General features: G+C 43.5%; 19 protein-coding genes. 8 read left to right on the top strand and 11 right to left on the bottom strand.

Going from position 1 to position 23,048, the window contains the following annotated elements; translation table 11 throughout:
• Positions 1-110: 110 nt before the first annotated feature.
• Entirely contained in the window at positions 111-2,735 is a 2,625-nt protein-coding gene (gene lon, locus JMX75_RS03125; protein WP_227673130.1) for an endopeptidase La, read from the bottom strand.
• A gap of 318 nt (positions 2,736-3,053) precedes the next feature.
• Between lon and JMX75_RS03120 the strand changes: the two genes are divergently transcribed.
• Positions 3,054-4,415, top strand: a complete 1,362-nt coding sequence (locus JMX75_RS03120) for a Na+/H+ antiporter family protein (protein ID WP_181209788.1) — start codon at positions 3,054-3,056, stop codon at positions 4,413-4,415.
• 240 nt (positions 4,416-4,655) lie between these two features.
• On the opposite strand, the gene JMX75_RS03115 is transcribed toward JMX75_RS03120, so the two are convergent.
• Positions 4,656-4,889 carry a hypothetical protein gene (locus tag JMX75_RS03115; protein WP_201530946.1) on the bottom strand — a complete coding sequence of 78 codons (234 nt, stop codon included), beginning with the start codon at positions 4,887-4,889 and terminating at the stop codon, positions 4,656-4,658.
• Positions 4,886-5,581 (bottom strand): 5-formyltetrahydrofolate cyclo-ligase, encoded by a 696-nt coding sequence (locus tag JMX75_RS03110; protein WP_201530944.1) that lies wholly within the window; start codon positions 5,579-5,581, stop codon positions 4,886-4,888. Before JMX75_RS03110 ends, JMX75_RS03115 begins: the two co-directional genes overlap by 4 nt.
• Before the next feature lie 143 nt (positions 5,582-5,724).
• On the opposite strand from JMX75_RS03110, the gene fumC reads away from it, so the two are divergent.
• The 3 genes from fumC to JMX75_RS03095 all read left to right on the top strand — a co-directional run bounded on the left by fumC (position 5,725) and on the right by JMX75_RS03095 (position 8,978).
• The gene (gene fumC, locus JMX75_RS03105; RefSeq protein ID WP_181209791.1) at positions 5,725-7,128 is read left to right on the top strand and encodes a class II fumarate hydratase; all 1,404 of its coding nucleotides are present in this window, start codon (positions 5,725-5,727) and stop codon (positions 7,126-7,128) included.
• Between the two features lie 296 nt (positions 7,129-7,424).
• Positions 7,425-7,952 (top strand): peroxiredoxin, encoded by a 528-nt coding sequence (locus JMX75_RS03100; protein ID WP_133105077.1) that lies wholly within the window; start codon positions 7,425-7,427, stop codon positions 7,950-7,952.
• Between the two features lie 258 nt (positions 7,953-8,210).
• Positions 8,211-8,978, top strand: a complete 768-nt coding sequence (locus JMX75_RS03095) for a hypothetical protein (protein ID WP_133105076.1) — start codon at positions 8,211-8,213, stop codon at positions 8,976-8,978.
• Positions 8,979-9,082: 104 nt separating this feature from the next.
• Here the strand turns inward: JMX75_RS03095 and JMX75_RS03090 are convergent, their stop codons facing one another.
• The 8 genes from JMX75_RS03090 to JMX75_RS03055 form a co-directional block, all read right to left on the bottom strand.
• Positions 9,083-9,895, bottom strand: a complete 813-nt coding sequence (locus JMX75_RS03090; RefSeq protein WP_201530942.1) for a MipA/OmpV family protein — start codon at positions 9,893-9,895, stop codon at positions 9,083-9,085.
• A 98-nt stretch (positions 9,896-9,993) separates the two neighbouring features.
• Positions 9,994-11,040 carry a rhomboid family intramembrane serine protease gene (locus tag JMX75_RS03085; RefSeq protein ID WP_201530940.1) on the bottom strand — a complete coding sequence of 349 codons (1,047 nt, stop codon included), beginning with the start codon at positions 11,038-11,040 and terminating at the stop codon, positions 9,994-9,996.
• A gap of 99 nt (positions 11,041-11,139) precedes the next feature.
• A complete protein-coding gene (locus JMX75_RS03080) occupies positions 11,140-12,348 on the bottom strand; it encodes an L-lactate dehydrogenase (RefSeq protein WP_133105073.1) in 1,209 nt (402 codons plus the stop codon).
• Positions 12,349-12,540: 192 nt separating this feature from the next.
• The gene (locus JMX75_RS03075) at positions 12,541-14,298 is read right to left on the bottom strand and encodes an L-lactate permease (RefSeq protein WP_201530938.1); all 1,758 of its coding nucleotides are present in this window, start codon (positions 14,296-14,298) and stop codon (positions 12,541-12,543) included.
• A gap of 247 nt (positions 14,299-14,545) precedes the next feature.
• Positions 14,546-15,754 carry a glycolate oxidase subunit GlcF gene (gene glcF / locus JMX75_RS03070; RefSeq protein ID WP_201530936.1) on the bottom strand — a complete coding sequence of 403 codons (1,209 nt, stop codon included), beginning with the start codon at positions 15,752-15,754 and terminating at the stop codon, positions 14,546-14,548.
• A gap of 26 nt (positions 15,755-15,780) precedes the next feature.
• Positions 15,781-16,839 carry a glycolate oxidase subunit GlcE gene (glcE, locus tag JMX75_RS03065; protein ID WP_201530934.1) on the bottom strand — a complete coding sequence of 353 codons (1,059 nt, stop codon included), beginning with the start codon at positions 16,837-16,839 and terminating at the stop codon, positions 15,781-15,783.
• On the bottom strand, positions 16,836-18,314 hold the full coding sequence (locus JMX75_RS03060; protein WP_011514205.1) for an FAD-linked oxidase C-terminal domain-containing protein: 1,479 nt from the start codon (positions 18,312-18,314) through the stop codon (positions 16,836-16,838). The genes glcE and JMX75_RS03060 overlap by 4 nt, the downstream gene beginning before the upstream one ends.
• A 198-nt stretch (positions 18,315-18,512) precedes the next feature.
• Positions 18,513-18,821, bottom strand: coding sequence for a glutaredoxin family protein (locus JMX75_RS03055; RefSeq protein WP_201530932.1), 309 nt, complete (start codon positions 18,819-18,821; stop codon positions 18,513-18,515).
• A 227-nt stretch (positions 18,822-19,048) separates the two neighbouring features.
• Between JMX75_RS03055 and mtgA the strand changes: the two genes are divergently transcribed.
• The 4 genes from mtgA (at position 19,049) to JMX75_RS03035 (ending at position 22,955) form a co-directional block, all read left to right on the top strand.
• Positions 19,049-19,735 (top strand): monofunctional biosynthetic peptidoglycan transglycosylase, encoded by a 687-nt coding sequence (mtgA, locus tag JMX75_RS03050; RefSeq protein ID WP_201530930.1) that lies wholly within the window; start codon positions 19,049-19,051, stop codon positions 19,733-19,735.
• Positions 19,736-19,864: 129 nt separating this feature from the next.
• Positions 19,865-22,153 carry a polyphosphate kinase 1 gene (gene ppk1, locus JMX75_RS03045; RefSeq protein ID WP_227673139.1) on the top strand — a complete coding sequence of 763 codons (2,289 nt, stop codon included), beginning with the start codon at positions 19,865-19,867 and terminating at the stop codon, positions 22,151-22,153.
• Between the two features lie 286 nt (positions 22,154-22,439).
• A complete protein-coding gene (locus JMX75_RS03040) occupies positions 22,440-22,625 on the top strand; it encodes a hypothetical protein (protein WP_201530928.1) in 186 nt (61 codons plus the stop codon).
• Between the two features lie 48 nt (positions 22,626-22,673).
• Positions 22,674-22,955, top strand: a complete 282-nt coding sequence (locus tag JMX75_RS03035) for a hypothetical protein (protein WP_011514201.1) — start codon at positions 22,674-22,676, stop codon at positions 22,953-22,955.
• Positions 22,956-23,048: the final 93 nt, after the last annotated feature.

Below are 23,048 nucleotides of genomic sequence, written 5' to 3'. Positions count from 1 at the left end.
TATCATATTTGAAGGGATTTAATCCAAGAGAAAATAAATAGCAAATTTAAAAATCCTGAACAAAAAAAAGACCGTAACTAATATTACGGTCTTTTTCTTACGTTAACTGATTAATTGTGTAGCGCTTTACCTTTGGTCTTATCAACCGTTACTTTGGCAGGTTTAATTGGTACTGGCATACTGACCAACGCTACTTTTAATATCTCATCAATCGTCGCGACTGGCTGAATGGTTAAGCCTTCTTTGACGTTATCAGGGATATCGGCTAAGTCACGCTCGTTAGTATCTGGAATCAACACATGCTTGATACCACCACGATGCGCTGCGAGCAGCTTCTCTTTAAGACCACCGATACGTAGGATTTTACCGCGCAGGGTAATCTCACCTGTCATGGCAATATCTGGACGAATAGCAATACCAGTTAATGCAGATACTAGCGCTGTCGTTAGCGCACCACCAGCAGATGGACCATCTTTTGGAGTGGCGCCTTCTGGCATATGTACGTGGACGTCAGTCGTTTTAAAAGTCTCGTAATCAATGCCTAAGCTATCGCCACGAGCACGTACCACACTCATCGCTGCACGGATAGATTCTTTCATCACGTCACCGAGTGAACCGGTAAAGATAAGCTCACCTTTGCCTTTCATCGCAACCGCTTCGATAGTAAGTAGCTCACCACCGACTTGTGTCCAAGCAAGCCCAGTAATACGACCAATCTCAGGCTCTTCTTCCGCTAGACCATAGTCATACTGATGGACACCTAGATAGTCATCGATGTTTTTGTCATCGACCACGACCAGCTGACGTTCTGCTTTTTTCGGAGCGCGGGCGCCATGCGTTTCAACCGAACCGCGAACCACTTTACGGCAGATTTTATTCACTTCACGCTCAAGGTTACGTACACCGGCTTCACGCGTATAGCTACGCACGATGCTATGCAATGCCGCTTCTACAATCTCAATCTCGCCTTCTTTGAGACCGTTATTTTTAATGGCTTTTGGCACTAGATACTTCTGCGCGATATTCACTTTTTCTGCTTCGGTATAACCCGGTAAGCGAATAACCTCCATACGGTCAAGTAGCGCAGCTGGAATATCCATACTGTTAGCGGTACAGATAAACATCACTTGTGATAAATCTAAGTCCATATCTAAATAATGGTCATTGAAAGTATCATTCTGTGATGGGTCTAGCACTTCAAGTAATGCTGATGCTGGATCACCGCGGAAATCATGCGCCATCTTATCGATTTCATCCAATAAGAATAGCGGGTTTTTGACTTCTACCTTTGCCAATGACTGCACGATTTTACCTGGCATTGCACCGATATAAGTACGGCGATGACCACGAATCTCAGCTTCATCACGTACGCCGCCAAGCGCCATACGTACAAACTTACGACCGGTTGCACGAGCAATTGATTCGCCCAATGAAGTTTTACCAACACCTGGAGGACCGACTAAGCAAAGAATCGGACCGCGCAGTTTTTTCACTCGAGACTGTACAGCGAGATACTCTAAGATGCGATCTTTGACATCTTGTAAGCCATAATGGTCTTCATCTAGGACAGTTTTAGCTTTATCTAAATTGATAGAAACTTTAGTCGTCGCATTCCACGGCGTGTCCAAAATCCATTCAATATAGTTACGCACCACTGAAGATTCGCTCGAAGCCGGTGGCATCATTTTGAGCTTTTTCATTTCTTGCTCAGCTTTTTTGCGTACATCTTCTGGCAAGTCAGCTTCATCAAGACGTTGTTCAAGCTCAGCCACGTCATCTTCACCATCGAACGCACCGTCATTCATATCTGACAGCTCGTTTTTAATGGCTTTCATCTTCTCGTTTAAGAAGTATTCGCGCTGATTGTCTTCCATTTGCTGACGGACAGCTTCTTGGATATCTTGTTCGATGTTTTGCTCAGCACTTTGCTTGACCAAATATTCGGTCAAAGTGTTGATATGGGTTTTGATATCATTTTGCTCTAAAAATGACTGTTTGATATCAAGATCCATCGACACACGAGTTGAGATAAAGTAGACCAACTCAAGCAAATCATCGATACGTTTTGCAACGCGCGTTAGCTCACGCGCATTACGTAAACGTGCATCGGCATAGCTTTCAAACAGCGAGGTTAAAGCTTGAATCGTGTTTTTCTGCTGGCTCTCATCCATGCTGACATCAAGGTCTGCACGCTCAAAGCTTGCCATCAATAAATCATCATGACTCTCTATCGAATCAACACGAGCGCGATATTGACCTTCGATCAATACTTTGATGCAATTCTCATCGCTATCATGTGGCATGGTGCTGACGATACGACATACTGTGCCGTATTGATATAAGTTATCGTGATCAATGTCTTCGGTGAGCGAGTCTTTTTGAGCAACGACCAAAACTTTATTGCCGTACTCAGCTTGCGCCAATTCAACCGCTTTGACTGAAGGCTCACGACCGACAAACAAAGCAATTTGCATATGCGGATAAACAACGACATCGCGCAGTGCCAATAATGGCAGATAGTCTTCAACAGCATCTTCTTTACTGTCTTTCGCAGTGTCATCTTCTTGAGCAGCGTCAGACGCTGACTTGTTTTCTACTGCGTTATCAGACGAGGTTTTTAGCTCATTCTGTTGCTCGTTTTCTAGCTCACTTTGCTGCTTGTTGTCATCAGCAACGTTAGGTGACACGTCGACATCGATATCGATATTGTCTTTATCAATTTTATGTTCACTCATATATTCTTCCTCGTTCACCAGACTTGTAAAGTCAAGTTAGTGGTTCATGTTTAGATAAATGGTGCTGCTATATAAAATTGCAAGGCTCTGTTATCAACAGTTGAGAGAATATTGTGCCTTTATCTATTTTTTCTCTTCAGGCTATTTGGTTTTGCGCGTGGGTTTTAGTCGTAAAATCAGGTAGAATAGCGCGCGTCTAAACCGCTCCGTTCAAATAGCAACTGTGTGGATTAAAAGGCTGAGACGACATAAGTAAATTGGCAGCATACCAAAATGGGTCGATAGTAGGCTAAAAAATATAGGGTAAGGGGCGAGAATATGACCATCAATGCGGTGCTACTGGCGGTAGTCATCATGCTAGGGCTGTCTTTGGCGCGGGTACACGTGGTACTCAGTTTGTTAATCGGTGCGCTGGCAGGTGGGCTCATTGCTGGTCTCGGTATGACTGATACCTTGAACGCCTTTCAAGAAGGGATCAAAAATGGCGCACAAATCGCGCTGTCTTATGCGCTGCTAGGTGCGTTTGCAGTAGCAATCGCGCATTCCGGCTTGCCACAATCTTTGGCAGGGGCAGTGATTAAACGCATTGATGCAGGCGGCACCAGTGGCATGATTAAATACATGTTGTTTGCAGGTCTTGTCACTATGAGCTGCTTTAGCCAAAACTTAATCCCTATTCATATTGCCTTTATTCCCTTGCTTGTGCCGCCATTATTATTGGCATTTAATCGCATGCATATTGATAGACGTTTAATTGCTTGTTTGATTACCTTTGGACTTGTCACGACTTATATGTTTATTCCTTATGGGTTTGGCGATATTTATCTCAATCAAATCATGCTCAAAAATGTTGGTGAAGCCGGTATCGATATCAGTAATATCTCGGTGACCAAAGCCATGGCGATTCCTGCTTTGGGTATGTTCGTGGGCTTACTGATTGCTGTATTTATCAGCTATCGTAAACCGCGTCAGTATCAGCAGCTAGCAATTGATAAAGCTGCGCATGATGAAGTGTTAGATAGTGACGAGTTAAGCAAAACTGCGGCTACTGCACAAACACAAAGTAAAATGAAGACGCTAGTGGCGATTGCAGCGATTGTCACTGCTTTTGTGGTGCAGCTATATACTGACTCACTATTGCTAGGATCTATGTTTGGTTTTGGCGTCTTTATGGCGACAGGCGTCGTCAAATGGCGTGATGCCGATACGGTCTTTAATGATGGTATCAAGCTGATGGCGATGATTGGCTTTATTATGATTACGGCGCAAGGGTTTGCGGAAGTCATGAAAGCGACTGAGCAAATACAGCCATTAGTCGATGGAGCGGCATCGTTGTTTGCTGGTAACAAAGCGATGGCAGCATTTATTATGTTACTCATTGGCTTGATTGTAACTATGGGTATTGGCTCATCCTTTTCGACCATTCCAATTTTGGCAGCGATTTATGTCCCACTTTGTATTTCGCTTGGGTTTTCGCCATTGGCAACAGTAGCTATTATTGGAACGGCTGGTGCGCTTGGTGATGCCGGTTCTCCAGCGTCAGATTCAACCCTTGGTCCCACCTCTGGTCTAAATGTTGATGGACAGCATGACCATATCAAAGACAGCGTGGTGCCAACCTTTATCCATTACAACATTCCGTTATTGATCTTTGGCTGGATTGCGGCGATGGTGCTTTAATTAACAATATAAACTCTTAATGTCGATATAAAAAAGGCGAGTGACTTTATAATCATTCGCCTTTTTGGTTTTTTATAGTCAGGGAAAAGTAATATCCATACATCATATACTGCTGATATTAATTTTCTTTGCTTGCTGTGCCTACGCAGACAGAGGCTACAAAAAATTTATACCAGCAGTACTGTAGCGTTTTTAAGATATTTTAACTATATGATGATGTGATTTATGCCTTTCTTAATACTATTCATCAAAATCCTCAATCTCACTATTTAACCCACTCAAAAACTCATCACTTTGCGCCATTAATTCATTTAAACGGCGTTCATTGATAGTATTTGCTAACTCGTCAGCGCTAAAAGTCTGCTCTTGACTATAATAGAGCCGCTCATAATCCGCTTTTTCTAACTCTTGCAAATGTTGTTCGACATTCTCTGCACTAGAGTTAGTATCTAGAGATTTTTTATCATCTTTCATCGAAACCACCTCAAGCCACTTGGCGTAATTATGGCATCTAACGGCACATCCCATGATTGACGCTCTAGTTGCTCAACCACTTGGAAGTCATAGCACCAGCCTATCTTTAAGGGTTTTTTCGCTCCTGATTGATAGCTTTTGCTAAGCGTCGTATCATAAAATCCGCCACCCATGCCCATACGATTGCCGTTTTTATCGACCGCCACCAATGGACAGATAATGACGTCTAGCTCGCGTGCCCATAGCAATCTGCGATGATGTTTTTGTTTCATGCCTAAGCCATGAATGCGTGTCGGTACATTTAATAACTTTGCATGATAAATAGGCACAAAGCGTAACCGCTTATCATCATTGCCAAGAGAACCGACGACAGGTAAATAAGGAAAATAGCCTAAGTGTTGACACCAATCCAAAATTGGCTGAGTGGGCAGCTCACCAAAGCCATCATAATATAAGCCAATACGTGCATTCGGCGGTAAGCGTTGCTGTAGCTTGACTAAATGCAAGCTTGCCATGCGTGCATATTGTTTACGCTCATTATCCAAGAGCCTACGACGCTGGCGAGTGAAATGGCGTCTGGGTGGGTTGCTAATGGTATCAGCTATTTGCACATTATTAGCAGCTTGACTGCTCACGGTAGATAACTCAGGTAGCGAACTGGTAGATTGTTGTTGGCTGGTGCTCTTAGACATCAGTTACCCTCACGGACGTGGAGAAATTTGTGATAAGTCATGCTATCATAACGCCACTTTACAGCGTATTTTTCTTTGTGTGCAGCAGCTGTTGCACTTTTTATGACAAACCATTCATTACCAAACCATCAAAGAGGGTAGTTATGTCAACACAGAATCAGGCAACTCGTACCGAAAAAGACACCATGGGCAATGTAGAAGTCCCAGCTGACGCTTATTGGGGTGCACAAACTCAGCGTAGCCGCGAAAACTTTAAAATCGGTGGCGAGACCTTGCCGCGTCCGATGATTGAAGCGATGGCACTGGTCAAAAAAGCCGCTGCGATTACTAATGCGAGCCTTGAGCGTATCGAAGATGATAAGCGCGATCTTATCGTGCAAGCCGCTGATGAAGTCATCAATGGTGGTCTAACGGATCAGTTCCCATTAGTGGTATGGCAGACCGGTTCTGGTACGCAGTCAAACATGAATATGAATGAAGTATTAGCGAATCGTGCCAATGAAATCGCAGGGAACGCGCGCGGCAGCTATACGCCAATTCATCCAAATGACCATGTCAACCATGCACAGTCTACCAACGACAGCTTCCCAACGGCGATTCGTGTTGCCGCTGCTCGTGAAATCAATAGCTTACTGATTCCAGCGGTAAAAGCATTGCGCGATACACTAGACGCCAAAGCCAAAGAATTTGATAGCATCGTGAAAATCGGTCGTACGCATTTACAAGACGCCACGCCTTTGACTTTAGGTCAAGAGTTTAGCGGCTATGTTAGCCAACTTGATCATTCATTGGTACGTATTGATAATGCGCTACAAGGCTTGTATGAATTGCCATTAGGTGGTACGGCGGTTGGTACTGGTCTAAACGCTCATCCTGATTATGCGGTAAAATCAGCTGAGCAATTGGCGACATTATCTGGTCTTCCATTTGTGACGTCACCGAATAAATTTGAAGCACTAGCTGCTCGTGATGCTGAAGTATTTGCTTCAAGCGCACTAAAAACGCTAGCAGGTAGCTTGAATAAAATCGCTAACGACGTACGTTGGTTGGCATCAGGTCCCCGCTGTGGTTTGGGCGAGTTGACGATTCCTGAAAATGAGCCAGGCTCTTCTATCATGCCGGGCAAAGTAAACCCAACCCAGTCAGAAGCAATGACCATGGTTGTGGCGCAAGTCATGGGTAACGATGTCACTATCAGCATGGCAGGCGCGTCAGGTAACTTTGAGCTAAACGTTTATAAGCCAGTTATCGCCTTTAACTTATTGCAATCTATCAAACTGCTTGGCGATGCGTGCAATAGCTTTAACGAAAACTGTGCTGTTGGTATCCAGCCAGTAAAAGACAAAATCGATGACTTCTTGCATAACTCATTGATGCTAGTGACTGCGCTTAACCGTCATGTTGGTTATGAGAATGCCGCGAAAATCGCTAAGACTGCTTATAAAGAAAACAAAACCTTGAAGCAAGTTGCGGTTGAGCTAGAACTGCTAACTGAAGCTCAGTTCGATGAGTGGGTAATCCCTGCTGATATGGTAAATCCTAAGTAAGCAGTAGACCAAATAATGATGTGCTACGGTGTCAGACTTGCTTAATGTACGATAGGTACCATTTGTACTGCTAGTAGCAGCATCATATTTGTTCCACTGAAAGTTTCGAAAACAAGACCTTGTCACTTCTTATACGAGAATGTGGCAAGGTTTTTTTTTGGTTTATATTTTTAAAGCTAGATCTACATCTTATATAGTGAATGTAATCTCAAAGATTGCTTATGGACTACTATAACTATTATCATATACATGCAGAATTTTGGAAAAAAAGACAATAACCTAACTCGGAGTAAACAATGATTACCCATGTACCTGATATGACTTTTAAAACTCGTGTTCGTGATGACTCTATTGGAGGAGACAACCCGTTCACATGGTATGATCTAACCACAGATGAGTTATTTGCCAATAAAAAAGTGGTTGTGTTTTCTCTACCAGGTGCGTTTACGCCAACTTGTTCGACCAGCCATCTCCCTCGTTATGAAGCGCTTTATAATGAGTTTAAGGCGTTAGGCATAGATGAAATAGTTTGCATTTCTGTCAATGATGCGTTCGTCATGTACCAATGGGGTCTGAAGCAAAACCGTGAAAACGTTTTCTTACTTCCTGATGGTAATGGTGAGTTCACTCGTAAAATGGGGATGCTTGTTGATAAGAGTAATGTTGGCTTTGGTATGCGCTCATGGCGTTATTCGATGGTTGTCGACAATAAAGAAGTTAAAAAAGTGTTTAAGGAAGCTGATTTTGGCGACAACTGTCCAATAGACCCATTTGAAGTATCAGATGCAGACACTATGTTAGAGTATTTAAAAAGTAATGCTTAGATTCTATTGAGAAGTTAGAAATAAAAAAGACCTTGTCATGTAATGTGGCAAGGTCTTTTTTATAAATAAGTTTATCGTTTTTAGAGGTAAATTGGATACTAATATATGTAAAATAGCGTATGGTAAACTGAACTTATATAGGTTAGTTTACCATACGCTATTTTTAAATAGTATTTGGAATAATAATGCTTAAAAGGCACCCTAAAATACTAAAAAATGAGTAGTACAAGCATTGTTTATTCAAAAAATGGAGTATTTATGAGTTGGTTTTATCAGTTTCTAGATGGAGGTATATTAACAAATTTAGTTTTTCTAGTACTTGCTGTAGTAAGTATTTTGATATCAGTAACTCTTTACATTAAGAGTAAGAAAGAAAAGGAATTAGTGTTTAGCGCTAAAAGCTTTGAACTGATTCAAAACTCCATTTCGTCAATTAATAATTTGACTATTAAATATGGTGAACATGATGTAGAGGCATTAACAGTAACTAGACTTTCTTTCTGGAATGACGGAAAGGCTACTATTGATACTGATGACATAGTAAGTTCAGATAAGCTACGTATTGAGCTAGCTAAGGATATTAAAATTTATACTGCTAGAATAGAGATGACAGCAAAAGAATCAAACTCAATAACACTATGCATTATTGATAATAAAATAATAATTAACTTTGATTTTCTAGATTATGGCGATGGAGCCATAATTAACTTTTATCATAGTGGAAGTATGGAACAAGCTATACGTTTGAAAGGTACTCTTAAAGGAGCATTACCAATAAAACCAGCTGATGAATTAGAAAGCTTGCCTATTACGAATTATATTGGTCGTTTTTTGTTCCGAAAATATTGGGATGGGGGTGAGACTCTTAATGTTTTAGAAAGGGTTATTGCTTGCGTTTTCTTACCATTCGCTATTCTATTTTTAATAATATCCATGTCATTTGAGGCAGTTAGTTATAAGTTCTTTAAAAAGATACCAAAACAGTTTGTTCTGATAGAAAAGGGAGCAAATGTTGGAAAGAACTAGTTAGGCGGTAGGAGAAATACACTTTACCAGCATCTTAGGCTGAGAGAAGAAAGACCTTACTACATTACGCAGTAAGGTCTTTTTTAATAATAATCTAAGCTCAACTAGAACTTATAAAGCAAACCAAGCGTCGTCGTAGCATCAGTACGCGAGTCAACCATTGGACTGTCATATTGCTCATTTGGCAAATAGCTTAAGCTTTGATTGGCAAAGCCCGCCCAGCGCTTACTGAAATCATAGTTGGCACTAACATTAATATAAGGATTCAAGCTTGAGTTGGCGGTATAAGCAGCGACGCCCGTTCTAGTTGACTCTGTATCGCTCACGCCGTAGTAGTATTCATTGTAGTCAGCATCGTTGTACTCAAATCCAACGCTTGGATAGACCGTTAGCTTGTTTTTGCTAATTTTACCAATATAGCTTAAGCGGGCAGTATTACCGCCGCTACGATCTAAGATATCTGTAGCGTATTGGGCACGAAAGCCACCAACCGGTGTCAGACGCGTATAGCTTAAGCCTGCAGCAGCAGAGGCTTTACGCTCATCAAGTCCTTTTAGTGCGCCAGTAGCATCATCAGGATCAAATGAATTGCCAGCAAGCTGAGCATAAGCAGCTAGCTGATTGCTGCCGTCATTGATAAGGTATACACCCGCTTGAGCACCGCGTGCGTAGATTTTATTATTGTCATAGAATGCGCCTGGCAATACTTTTATCTCGGTGCTTTCTTCCAAATCATAAGCAGATTTGACTGCCATGACGTTGACGCCGACGCTTAACTCAGCATCAGGATCTTTCGGTAGGTTTTTATTGAAGAGTGCTGCATTAGATAGGCTAGCTGCGCCAAGCATGGCAGTAGCTGTCAACGTGCTAAGCAAAGCACGCTTAAAAGTAGGGGATAGCGATGATGATGTAGACATGATTTGCTCTCATAAGTGGGTGAAACAAAGGGATAAAAATAGTAAAACTCGTAAGGATTTTGTACATTAGAATCAGGTAAAAATAAAAGAAATATAGGCTAAACAGTGCTTTGCTCAATGGCATTGAGCACTTCTACTAATTGCTGATGAATATCTTGCCACCACCACATAAAGCCAATGCTAATAAATAACATCACAACCCACGGCAGCAATTGCCAAATAAGCGCAGGTTTAATGGCTGTGCTTTTTTCATTCAGGGTTTCGTTAAGAGTAGGACGAATAGGATTGGTAGGGTTAACAGTTACGTTTGAGTTTACACCCCTATTATTATCTACATGACTCTCATTATGCAAACTGGTGTTATTTAAATGAGTATTATTTAAGTGTGCATTATTATCAAAGTCAGTGCCGCTATTCACTGGCGTATTAATATAAGTGGTATGATATTCGTTTTGTTGCTCACTTTGATAATGGGGTAAATAATCATTCTCGTAAGTGGCAATATTCTGTATGACAGCTGCCATACGTTGACGATAGGCAATCGCAAAAGGTAGTGAAATGATAAGACCGGTAATCGCACCGCCAATGTGACCAGCATTGTCGATACCTGGCACCGCAAAACCATAGACTAAGTTGATGCCCATAATAAATATCAGGCTTTTAAGGTTCAGCACCATACCATTGACTGATATCTTAAACAGCGCAGCGATTAATAACGCTGCGCCAATACCCATGATACCGCCCGATGCGCCCGCAGATAATCCAGCTTGTCCTGTTCCGTCCACAATACCTTGCCATGTGACGTAATTGTTCAGTAAGTTGCCACCGATTGCTGCCAGTAAAAATAGCGCCAAAAACTTCGCTGAGCCAAACATCGGCTCGGCGATTTGACCAAAAAAATACATAGCAAAACCGTTAAACAATAAATGCATCAGCCCAATATGCAAAAACGCACTGCTCACCAAGCGCCATGGCTCATTATCCATAGTAAAAGGCAGAGCATTGGCACCCCACTTTACCAGCGCTTCAGTTGAGGGATTATTGGCATCGACACCCGTTAATACCTGCATGATAAATAGCCCGATAAAACTGACTAATAACAAGGTGGTAACAGGCGCTGTCTTTAATAATTGTTGAATGGTCATAACATCTAATTATCAATAAAAAATTATCAGTACAGTATAAAGGGTATAGATAGTATAAAGAAAGCGACCAACAAGTCTAAGTAGTTATATCGTCTACACTTACCAGCGCATTGGCGCTACGTAAGGCAAGGCAGTTTTGAGATGCTCGTAGGTACCTTTGACTAAGATATCATCGCGCACTTCATTGATATCGGTATGACCGCAAAACGCCATGCTGATATCACATTCGTTATAAATCAGCTCAAGCGCGCGGCGGACACCATCTTCGCCATACGCGCCAAGACCATAAAGAAAAGCGCGACCAATCATCGTGCCATTGGCTCCTAATGCCATCGCTTTGAGTACATCTTGCCCAGAACGAATACCGCTATCGAGCCAAACTTCAATCTGACTGTCTTCAGCACGCACGGCTTGTACAATATCGGATAGAGATGAAATGGAAGAGGGCGCACCATCCAATTGGCGTCCACCATGATTGGAGACCACTAGCGCATCGGCACCGCTACGAGCTGCCAGTACAGCGTCTTCTGGCTCCATAATGCCTTTGATAATCAGCTTGCCACCCCACATGTCTTTAATACGAGCGACATCATCCCAGCTCAGCGCCGGATCGAACTGCTCAGCTGTCCATGCGGATAGCGATGAGATATCCTCGACGTTTTTAGCGTGACCGACGATATTACCAAAGGTGCGACGCTTGGTACCCAGCATATTCATACACCATTCTGGCTTGGTCATCAGATTTAAGATATTGGCAAGCGTCGGTTTTGGCGGCGCAGATAGGCCGTTTTTAATGTCTTTATGACGTTGACCGAGTACTTGTAAGTCGGCGGTCAGGATGAGCGCTGAACAATTGGCTTCTTTTGCGCGGCGAATCAAATTGGCGATAAAGTCCATATCGCGCATCATATATAGCTGAAACCAAAACGGCTGGCTGGTATTTTCTGCTACATCTTCTATAGAGCAAATACTCATGGTCGATAGGGAAAACGGTACACCAAACTTTTCTGCTGCCTGTGCCGCGAGGATTTCTCCGTCTGCCCACATCATGCCAGTAAAGCCTGTTGGCGCAATCGCAACAGGCATTTTTACTGACGTGCCCAGCATTTCGGTGGCGAGAGAGCGTCCTTCCATATTAACCAATACCCGCTGACGCAGTTTGATACGGTCAAAGTCAGTTTCATTATTGCGATAGGTGGTCTCAGTCCATGATCCTGAGTCGACATAATCATAAAACATGCGAGGTACTTTGCGCTCAGCGACCCGTCGTAAGTCTTCAATTTCAGTAATTTTGCTCAAATTTTTCATAAGGTATTCCTTGTTGCTTATTTGGTAACCGTTTATTCATTATGATGCTGCGGTCATTCATTTTTTGTCGTTAATTATTAGATAATATTATCTTAACCGCGACATAAAACTGACGCTATCATAGTTAGTATAATAGCGTCAGTTCAAGTACTGAGTGCGGATTCACAGATTTGCTAGTACAGCTAACTCATGTTAAGCAACGGTTTTTTTACTCGTCATTGCCATGATGCCAAAAAATGCGATTGGCCAAATGATAGCCAATATCCACCACCACATTTGACCGAAAATAATACCCATACCGATCAATCCTGCCTGAATCACATAGTATGTCATTGCGACTAAGGTTTTGCGAATAACATAGCCTTCTTTATCCATCAGACCAACCACCGCGCAAGCAGCAACGACGTTATGTACCGCAATCATATTACCCGCTGCGCCACCGACCGCTTGCAGTGCTACTACTTGTGCAGCAAGATTGACATCTAAGCCAATTTGACTAGCGGTTGACCACTGAAAGTAAGCGAACATCATATTACTGACAGTATTTGAGCCTGCAATGAACGCACCCAGTGCGCCAATCCACGGAGACACGAGTGGCCATGCATTTTGAAAGGCACCAGCGGCACTCTCAGCCAGTAAGATGGGCATAGCGGGTAGCGAATTTGCGACTTCAGCAGCTGACCCGGAGTTGATGAATACTTGTACCATCGGTACCGAAAACAGCAAGGCTGGTGCGGCGGCTACCATGGTTTTTGCAGAACTACTCCAACTACGTTTGACGGCTTGTCCGTTCATTTTGAACAACAAGATAGAGATTAAGGCAACAATAATTAGAATGATACCTGGAGAATAGGCAAGTTGGATTTTACTAGAAATAGTTGTACCAAAAAGATTGGTAAATTGTATAGTGGTCAAATCTCCAGTCAAAAATGCCTTCAGCGGTGCAATGACTCGAGTGATGATTAGTAGACCAATAACGATGAGATAAGGAGAAAATGCCCGAACCAAAGAAAATCTTGGTGCAATGGAATCATTAAACTTTTCTTCAGGTAACGAGCCGAGCCAGTCTTTATCCCATTTAGCGCGTGGCGCAAAATCAAAAATCTCTTTAGGCATCAAGAAGCCTCGCTGTGCTGCAGGAAGCACAATCATAAGACCGATAAAACCACCGACCAATGATGGGAACTCAGGACCTAGGTATCTAGCCACCAAATAATAAGGAACGGTAAAGCAAAGACCAGCAAAAATTGCGAAAGGCCATACTTTGAGCCCTTCAACGAAGGAGCGATTTTTACCAAAGAACCGAGTCAAAAATCCACTCAAAAGTAACGGAATTAGAAAACCCACCAGCGCATGTATAAGACCGATGTTACCCGCGATTTGTAATAGATAGTTTTCAGTTGAGAGTGGCGCAATCGCTTGCGTTATATCTGGCTTATCATTGATACCAGTCCAAACGCCAAGTAATACTGGCGTACCAACGGCACCAAATGATACGGGCGTCGACTGAATAATTAACATAGCCATAACTGATGCCATCGCTGGGAAACCTAAAGCGAGCAACAACGGTGCACCAATAGCAGATGGCGTACCAAATCCTGATGAGCCTTCTATCAGCGAGCCGAATAACCACGCCACAATGATAACTTGAACGCGTCTATCGGGCGAGATATCCATAAAGCCTTTACGAATAGCGACAATAGCGCCCCCTTCCTTCAAAGTATTCAGCAATAAAATAGCCGCAAATACAATAAATAAAAGCGTGAGTGCGACGATGATGCCGTTTACAGTCGCGGCTGCGACTTGAGCACCACTGGCTTGCCAAACGAACAACGCTAATAGCGCGGTTACTAAATAGGCAACGCCCATAGAAATCTTGGCAGGAAGCCGCAACATTACAAGCAAAACGAGGACTACCAGAATGGGCGCTAAGGCCAAAAAAGTGTACATAATAAACCGTCCTTGGTATATGTAATTGAAGTCATTTCTGAAATATCATTGAAGAATATTTCTATTTTCTTTATCAGTATGAAGCCAAAAGAAGCCCATAGTTCTTTGGTATTGGTGGCGTCATTCAAATGGCAGTAAAGAACTTATTTCAAAAATTAGCTAAGGCATGGTGTTATTTGTTTCAGCGACTAAGAGCTGATTATGACTGTCCTTTATCATCAAGTCAACTCAATTATAGTTGGGTTTGTTATGGGTCTAACAATTCGATCCAGTGCCTGACGGGGACAGACGCATGGCTGCCTAAATGCAGTTGGCAGCCAATATTGGCCGTCACAATCTGATCTGGGTTATCGATGGTAAGGTCGATGATTTTATTGGTGAGTAGTTGCTGACTCAGCTTAGGTTGAAGGAGCGAGTAGGTACCAGCAGAGCCGCAGCATAAATGTCCGTTTTGGGTTTTAGAGAGCTCAATTCCAGCGTGTTGCAGAATCTGCTCAACGTGACCGCCTAGCTGCTGAGCATGCTGTAGCGAGCATGGGCAGTGGACAGCGGTCTTGCGATTCGTCTGTTTCACTACCAACTTCTTCAAGTCCTCTTTGATTAAAATCTCACTCAGGTCTCGGGTCATCGCACTGATACGTTTGGCTTTAGCCGCATAAGCGTCGTCATGTTTGAGCTTTTCGCCGTATTCTTTGACCATCGAGCCGCAGCCTGAGGCACTGATGACAATGGCTTCAGCCCCAGCCTCAATATATGGCCACCACGCATCAATATTGCGCCGCATGAACTCAAGTCCTTCTTCATGAGCAGGTATGTGATAGCTCACAGCGCCGCAACATCCGGCCTCTGGTGCAGCGATCAAGCTGATACCTAGCTTATCAAGTACTCGGGCGGCGGCACTGTTAGTGTTTGGGGTGGCAGAAGGTTGAGCGCAGCCCTCTAGCACCAGCATTTGACGCGAGTGTTGCTGCGAGGGTCGCGGGCGGGTGATTTGCTTAACAGGGACTTGGGCTTTTAAGTCGCGAGGCAAAAAGGCGCGAAACAGTTGTCCGAGTCGTAAAAGAAACCCAAATCGGTGCGGATAGGGCAACACCTTTCTGATAAGCCAGCGTTTGAGCCTTTGATCGGCAGGTCGTGATACCTGTTCTTCCATAATATCGCGGCCGATCTCAGCCAAGCGGCCATATTTTACCCCAGAAGGGCAAGTGGTTTCGCAACTACGACAAGTCAGACAGCGGTCTAAATGAAGTTGGGATTTTTCGCTAACCTCACCAGTTTCAAGCATTTGTTTTAGTAAATAAATACGACCGCGAGGACCGTCACGCTCATCGCCAAGCTCTTGATACGTGGGACACGTGGCATTACAAAATCCACAGTGAACGCAAGTGCGCAAAATATCATCGGCTTCTTGAATATCTGGGTGATCCAGATATTTTATATTGATTTGAGTTCGCATTACGACTTCCTTATCATCGAGCTAATTTACATCCAGCTGTATAAACGATTGGGATTGAAAACACCATTCGGATCAAAGGCGTGTTTGAGGCGTTGGTGGAGCTTTTGGAGCGCCTCAGACTGAGTATGAAAGACCTCCTGACTCCTGTTACCACCGCGATAAAGGCTGACTTGACCACCTGCGGCCTCAGCAAGCGCTTCTAATTTGTCCACGGTAAAGTTGCCACGAAGCCAGCGCTGTGATCCTCCCCAATCAATCAGCCAATCTTCCTCTGGTAGCATATGCGCCGCGCTACTTTTTACAGAAAACCGCCACAATGAGGACGCGTCTAAGAAATAATCCAATTGCTGCTCACGAAGCATTGACCAAAACGTATCTGTATCCTCTAATATTGCGCCTTGCCACTGGTTGACAGTACTGTCTACAGCACTTCGCGCGCCTGCCAAGCGCAAATATAAATGATTGTCAAACCAACACGCCCCTGTCAAGGGTTTGGATTTTCCTGAGAGACGATTCATGGTATCAATTGCCTTTGCAGCGTCCATCTCCTGCTTAATAGTCACAGTGGCGGCAGGCTTAGGCATGACTTTTAGACTGACTTCAGTGATGATACCCAAAGTGCCCATTGCGCCTGCTTGCATCCGTGAGACATCATAACCGGCGACGTTTTTCATCACCTGACCGCCGAAGCGCAGTTCTTCTGCATGGCCATTAATCAGGCGAATGCCTAAGACATGGTCTCTTATTGAACCGCTCCAAGGTCTTGCTGGGCCTGATAAGTGGCAAGCCAATGTACCGCCCAAGGTTGCTTGTCCGTCAAATGTCGGTGGCTCAAATGCTAAGCACTGATTGTGTTCGGCTAATGCGCTATTAATCTCAGTAATTGAGGTTCCAGCACGAGCAGTCAGCACCAATTCGATCGGCTCATAACTGATGATGCCTTTGTGCTCGCTAAGACTGATGGGGTCGCCTATTGGCTCACGTCCCATAAACTGCTTACTGCCCCCGCCCATGATTTGTAGGGCTGTGCCGTCATGGCTGGCTTGTCTTACCCGCGCAATCAGCTCTTGACTGATGTCTGTCATGCCAGATCTCCTTGCTGTGGTTGAGAGTCATGGTTGTGTTGCGTTCTGTCAAGGGTACGGTACTCTTGACAGCGCTTGAGCACTGGAATGCCCTTACCTGGATTTAGCGTACCGATTGGGTCAAAGGCGTGCTTGATTGCATGAAATTGTGTCAGCTCTTGATCGTTAAACTGAATCGTCATTTGGCGGATTTTTTCGACGCCAACCCCATGCTCACCAGTTATGCAGCCGCCTACCTTGACGCAAAGCTCTAAAATACGGCTGCCGAACTCTTCAGTGCGCTCAAGCTCTCCTGGGACATTGGCATCAAATAAGATAAGCGGGTGCAAATTGCCGTCCCCAGCATGAAACACGTTGGCGACGCGCAGACCGTATTCATCTGAGAGTTTTTGCATTTCGGTTAGGACATGGGCAAGTTGGCTACGCGGAATCGTGCCATCCATGCAGTAGTAGTCAGGGGATATTCGTCCGACAGCGGGGAATGCAGATTTTCGACCTTTCCACAATAAGGCGCGCTCCGCCTCACTTTGTGAGACACGTGTTGTGGTTGCGCCAAGCTCAATAAACAGCTGCTCAACCTCTGCAATCTGTTCTTGAACCTCCGCCTCGCTACCATCTAACTCACACAGCAGCAAAGCTTGGGCGTCAATTGGATAGCCTGCATGAGCAAATGCTTCGGCGGCTATGATGGCAGGGCTGTCCATCATCTCAAGTCCGGCTGGAATAATACCTTTGGCAATCACGCCGCCGACCGCATCCCCTGCGGTCTGAACATTGTCAAAAGCGGCCATAATGACCTGAGCCTTTTCAGGGCTAGGTAGCAGCTTGACCGTCACTTCAGTAATCACCCCAAGTAGACCTTCAGAGCCAGTAATCAGAGCCATCAAATCAAAGCCGTTGCTATCAAGACCTTCACTACCAATAGTAATGAGATCCCCCTCGACTGTGACCATCTCAACTTTTAATAAGTTATGAGTGGTCAGACCATATTTGAGACAATGGACGCCGCCTGAGTTTTCGGCGACGTTGCCACCGATGGAGCAGGCAATCTGTGAGGAGGGGTCTGGGCCATAATACAAGCCATATTGTCTAGCCGCCTCACTAATAGCAAGGTTACGGACACCTGGCTGCAAACGTGCGCTACGGGCAAGTGGATCAATATCAAGGATATGTTTAAATCGTGACAACACCAATAAGACGCCATCAGGGTTGGGCATTGCACCTGCACACAAACCCGTACCGGCACCGCGTGCGACCACAGGGATTTGATAGCGATAACAGATTCGCATTACCTCACAAACTTGCTCAACGGTTTTTGGGAGCACCGTAATGAGTGGCATATCGCAATATACCGATAAGCCATCACACTCAAAAGGCTTTTGAGTCTCCTCATCATTGATCACGTACTGAGGCTCAATAAAATCGCGAAATAGCTCTACTAAAGCAGCTTTATCAGGTCTTTGGCTCTGATTCATGGTGGCATTCCTTTGCTCACTAAATTGTCGACACTCACTGTATTATTATACAGATGACCTTAAGCTTATAATAAAAAGGGAAAGATTAGCTATCAATATATTAGCTAAAACTGAATAAAATGATATGTAATGTTTTGAATTAGTAGGAATTAAGCTTGTTTGCGGCTGTGTTGAATAAGCGAGCAGGGGCTGGCAGGGCTACAATAAACGCTGTAAATCCAGTACTGAAAATGGATAATCTAAGCGTTTTGTCGGTGTCAAGACGACGGGAATAGTCGTCGCAAAAGCCATCATAAGCGGCTCAGAGAAATCGGCAATATCGACAGGCTCGTAAGTAACGCGTTGCACCACTTGTAGCTGTGTTATCAGCTGTTCAGCAATATCACATAAATGACAACCTGAGGTGCCGAGTAGCCACCATTTGGTTATATTTTCAGGAGAACCAAGCTCAGGTTTTTCTTTAATCATATGAGCACGCAATGTGCTTATATTATTATTCTCGTACATAGCTACTCTCTTATATTAATCCTAAAGGCAAAGATTACAAATCCAACGTTCATTTTTGCTGATTTTTTACGTGTACTCATATGACATGATAAAGAAGTGGGGTAAATAATGACAGCGATTGTGAGATTAGGTAAGATGAGCTGCTATTTATAATTGCTGACCTATATTGCTAGGCTAAGCGCTCCTTACTTCCTCTAACTATCTTTTTAATCACTTGGACAACACGCATGACAAGTTTTGGCAAATTTATCAAACGACTCTTATTGGCATTGATGGTGTTGGTCGTCGCATTCCATGTGTTGGTTGCAGGGCTGTTATTAATTTGGAAAACGCAGCCGATTAATAACAGCATGTTTATGCTCACCCATCGTATTACGGGCGGTGATGTTAGCCAAACTTGGGTTGAATATGACGCGATTGCCAAATCTGCGAAGCAAGCGGCGATTGTTAGTGAGGATTCGACGTTTAGCCAGCATAACGGCTTTGATATGAAAGGCATTAAGGCGGCACAGAAAAAGAATGAAGCGACTGGCAAGATGTCGGCAGGCGGCTCAACCATCACTCAGCAATTGGCTAAAAATCTGTTTTTGACTTCGCATCGCTCTTATACGCGTAAAGCTGAAGAGGCTGTTCTCACCATAATGATTGAGACATTGTGGGATAAGCAACGAATTTTGACCGCGTATTTGAATGTAGCAGAGTTTGGCAATGGTATTTATGGTGTTGAAGCGGCAGCGCAGTATTATTTTGATAAATCAGCTGCTAATCTCAATCGTGATCAGTCAGCCTTATTGATTGCCATGCTAACCAATCCAAAATACTATGAAAGTCATCAAAGCGATAAACGCCTGCGTAATAAACAACGTATCATCAAAAAACGTATGAAAAATGCTGTATTGCCACAGTCTGCCTAAATGTAGCTAGAATTAACGGTAACAATAGAATAATACTTAAAAAGTATAGTATAAAAATGCTGATAGGATAAGATTGATATAAAAATGATAGCAGTTTGATAACAGTCATAGGAGTGGAGCGTGGTAGAGATGGATAATAAGCACAGTAATAGTGATAAGACCGCTGATGTTATTGAGACATATATTGATGCGAATAATGATGTCAATAGAGAGAGTGACACAGATAAAGTAGACGGTGCCATTAATACCAGTAATCCTCCTACCGATGAAAGCCTTATTAATCCGTATGGCAACCAAGTTTTAACCGAGATTGATTGGCAACGCTCAGAAGATGGCAATTATTCACCCAGCAGCTATATCAATCGTGACTTGTCTTTATTGCAGTTTCATCTGCGGGTCTTAGCACAAGCGGCAGATCCCCACCATCCTTTGCTTGAGCGTTTATTCTTTTTAATGATTTTTTCATCCAATATCGATGAGTTTTTTGAGATTCGCGTTGCTGGTATCATGCAAAAGCTCAATCTGGGAGATGTGTCGACCAGTGTACATGGTATGCGTCCTAGTGAAATTCTTAATGAAATATCAGCGGTGACTCATGATGCCATCGCTGAGCAATACCGTATTTTAAATGAAGATATCTTGCCGGCTCTGGCACTTGAGGATATTCGTTATTTAAAGCGCGATGAGTTGAATAGCGAGCAATCCGCATGGATGAAGCGCTATTTTACTGAGCAAGTATCGCCAGTATTGACACCTATTAGTATTGATCCTGCCCATCCATTCCCGCGCTTGGTGAATAAAAGCTTGAATTTTATTGCGACTTTAGAGGGCAAAGACGCCTTTGGTCGCGATATCAATTTGGCTATCGTACCCGCGCCGCGTAGCTTGCCGCGCGTGATTCGTCTGCCTGATGAATTGACTGGTGGCAAAGAGCACCATGTGATGCTATCAGCGATTATTCATGAGCATATCGGTGAGCTATTCCCTGGTATGAATGTCACCGGCTGTCATCAATTTAGGCTAACGCGTAATGCGGATTTGGACTTGGCAGATGATGTTGATGACATTGCCAAAGCCTTAGAAGGTGAGCTTGAAAACCGCCGCTTTGGTGATAAAGTGCGCCTTGAAGTCACTACTGAATGCCCAACGCCAATTAGTGATTATTTGCTTAATGAGTTTGAGCTGCATGACAACCAATTATACCGCGTCAATGGACCTGTCAACTTAACGCGGCTGCTTTTCGACTTCAATATTCCAGCCTTGCGTTATCAGCCCTTTACGCATGTGATACCAAAACCATTTCGCCGCGAAGTCGACAAGCTTGATAAAGCAACCAGTATGTTTGCTGCCATGCGTAAAGGCGATGTATTGGCGCATCATCCGTTCCATGCGTTTTCGCCGATTATTAATTTACTTTGGCAAGCTGCCAGTGATCCAAAAGTATTAGCGATTAAGCAAACGCTTTATCGTTCAGGCACCAATTCAGAAATTGTCAAAGCGCTAGCCGCAGCAGCACGTAATGGTAAAGAGGTGACAGCAGTCATTGAGTTACGCGCGCGTTTTGATGAAGCGTCTAATATTGCTGTTGCCAACTATCTGCAAGAGGCAGGGGCAGTAGTGGTCTACGGTATTGTTGGCTACAAAACCCACGCTAAACTCATGCTCATCGTGCGCCGCGAAGAGGGGAAAATGCGCCGTTATGTGCACTTAGGCACGGGTAATTATCACGCAGCAAATGCTAAAGTCTATACCGATTATGGATTATTCAGCGCGGATCCTGATATCTCAGAAGATGTCCACAAGATATTCCAAGAGCTGACCGGCATGGGTAAACCTGCTAATCTCAAAAAGCTATTGCATGCACCATTTACCTTGCATGATAAATTGATGAGCTTTATCGATGATGAGATTACTCATGCCAAGGCGGGCAAGCGCGCTCATATTATTGTTAAAGTAAACGCCTTAACCGAACGTCGTTTGATTGATAAACTATATGATGCGTCACAAGCAGGGGTCAAAATTGAACTGATTTTGCGCTCCATATGCTGTCTGCGTCCGCAAGTGAAAGGTCTGTCTGAGAATATCACCGTACGTTCTGTTATCGGTCGTTTTTTGGAGCATACTCGCATCTATTACTTCTATAATGATGGTGATGAGCGCTTGTACTGTGGCAGCGCCGATTGGATGGATCGTAATTTGTTCCACCGTGTAGAGGTAGCGTTTCCGATTGAAGATAAAAAATTGTCTAAGCAAATTTATCAAGATGGACTGTTGAGTTACCTCCAAGACAATAAGCAAGCGTGGACACTTAGCGGTGACGGTAACTGGCAACGAACCAAGCCAGCAGCGGATGAAGCGCCTCACATTGCTCAAGAGCATTTATTAAAGGTGATTAATCGTGTTGGCGAGCCGGTATAACTGTCTTGTTTATTAGCGGTTATTAAGTTGATTAATCTCATTTAGTATTTTTAATGTTATCCACTTTTTTCAACAAATATAACAGCCAAGCATAGGGATTACTCTGTGCTTGGTTTTTTTTGCCTACCAATTCTACTTTCTAGTTACAAACTGTCTGGTAAGCTCACACTTATTCACATATTTATACGGCAGTACACTGGAGAGCGTATCAAATTTATTCTTATAATTAGATAGATATAAAAATTCACTCTTATAACGTATCTCAATAAGAAAACAGGATTTCACCATGAGTCACACCAACAATAATAGCTCAGATAATAATAGCTCAGATATCAAAAAAGCCGCTGAGCAAGCAGACAGCCAGCAGATTGAGAGAAATTTAGAAAATGGCAAGCCAGTTGATGCACCAGAATCATTAACAGAAGAAGAGCAAACCTCTTTTATCAACGATGATTTGCGTACAGACAGATAGTTAGCAAAAAATTATTGAACTCCATACTAATAAAGTGAGGGAAATGCCATGTCACATGATAGTCAGTCAGACAATATTCAAACTAACAACATGCACCCAAATAATGAAAAGCCCGTATCCGTCAACGATCCAGCGAAGCTGCATCCAGATAATCCATCGGACAGTTATGAAGGTCGTAAGCATGAACCCGAAATTGATGGACCTCAGCAGGAGTCGCAGGAGACGGATGAGATATACGCTGACCCACGCAAAGAAGAAAATCTGCCTCCAGGTGGAAAAAATGTTGGCGATCTAAACGCCTATGATTTATCGCAAAAAGGCAATGAATAGTTTTTCATCGTCGTGACTCTCTTAACTCTCATATAAATGATCATTGTCAGATGTCTGGTAATGAAGAAATAACAAGAAAGATAAATTAAAAAT

Origin of the sequence: Psychrobacter sp. LFX-11D (assembly GCF_904846475.1) — a bacterium.
Lineage (GTDB): Bacteria > Pseudomonadota > Gammaproteobacteria > Pseudomonadales > Moraxellaceae > Psychrobacter > Psychrobacter cryohalolentis.
The sequence above is the reverse complement of the archived record's forward strand: the minus strand, read 5'-3'. Positions and strand labels throughout refer to the sequence as shown.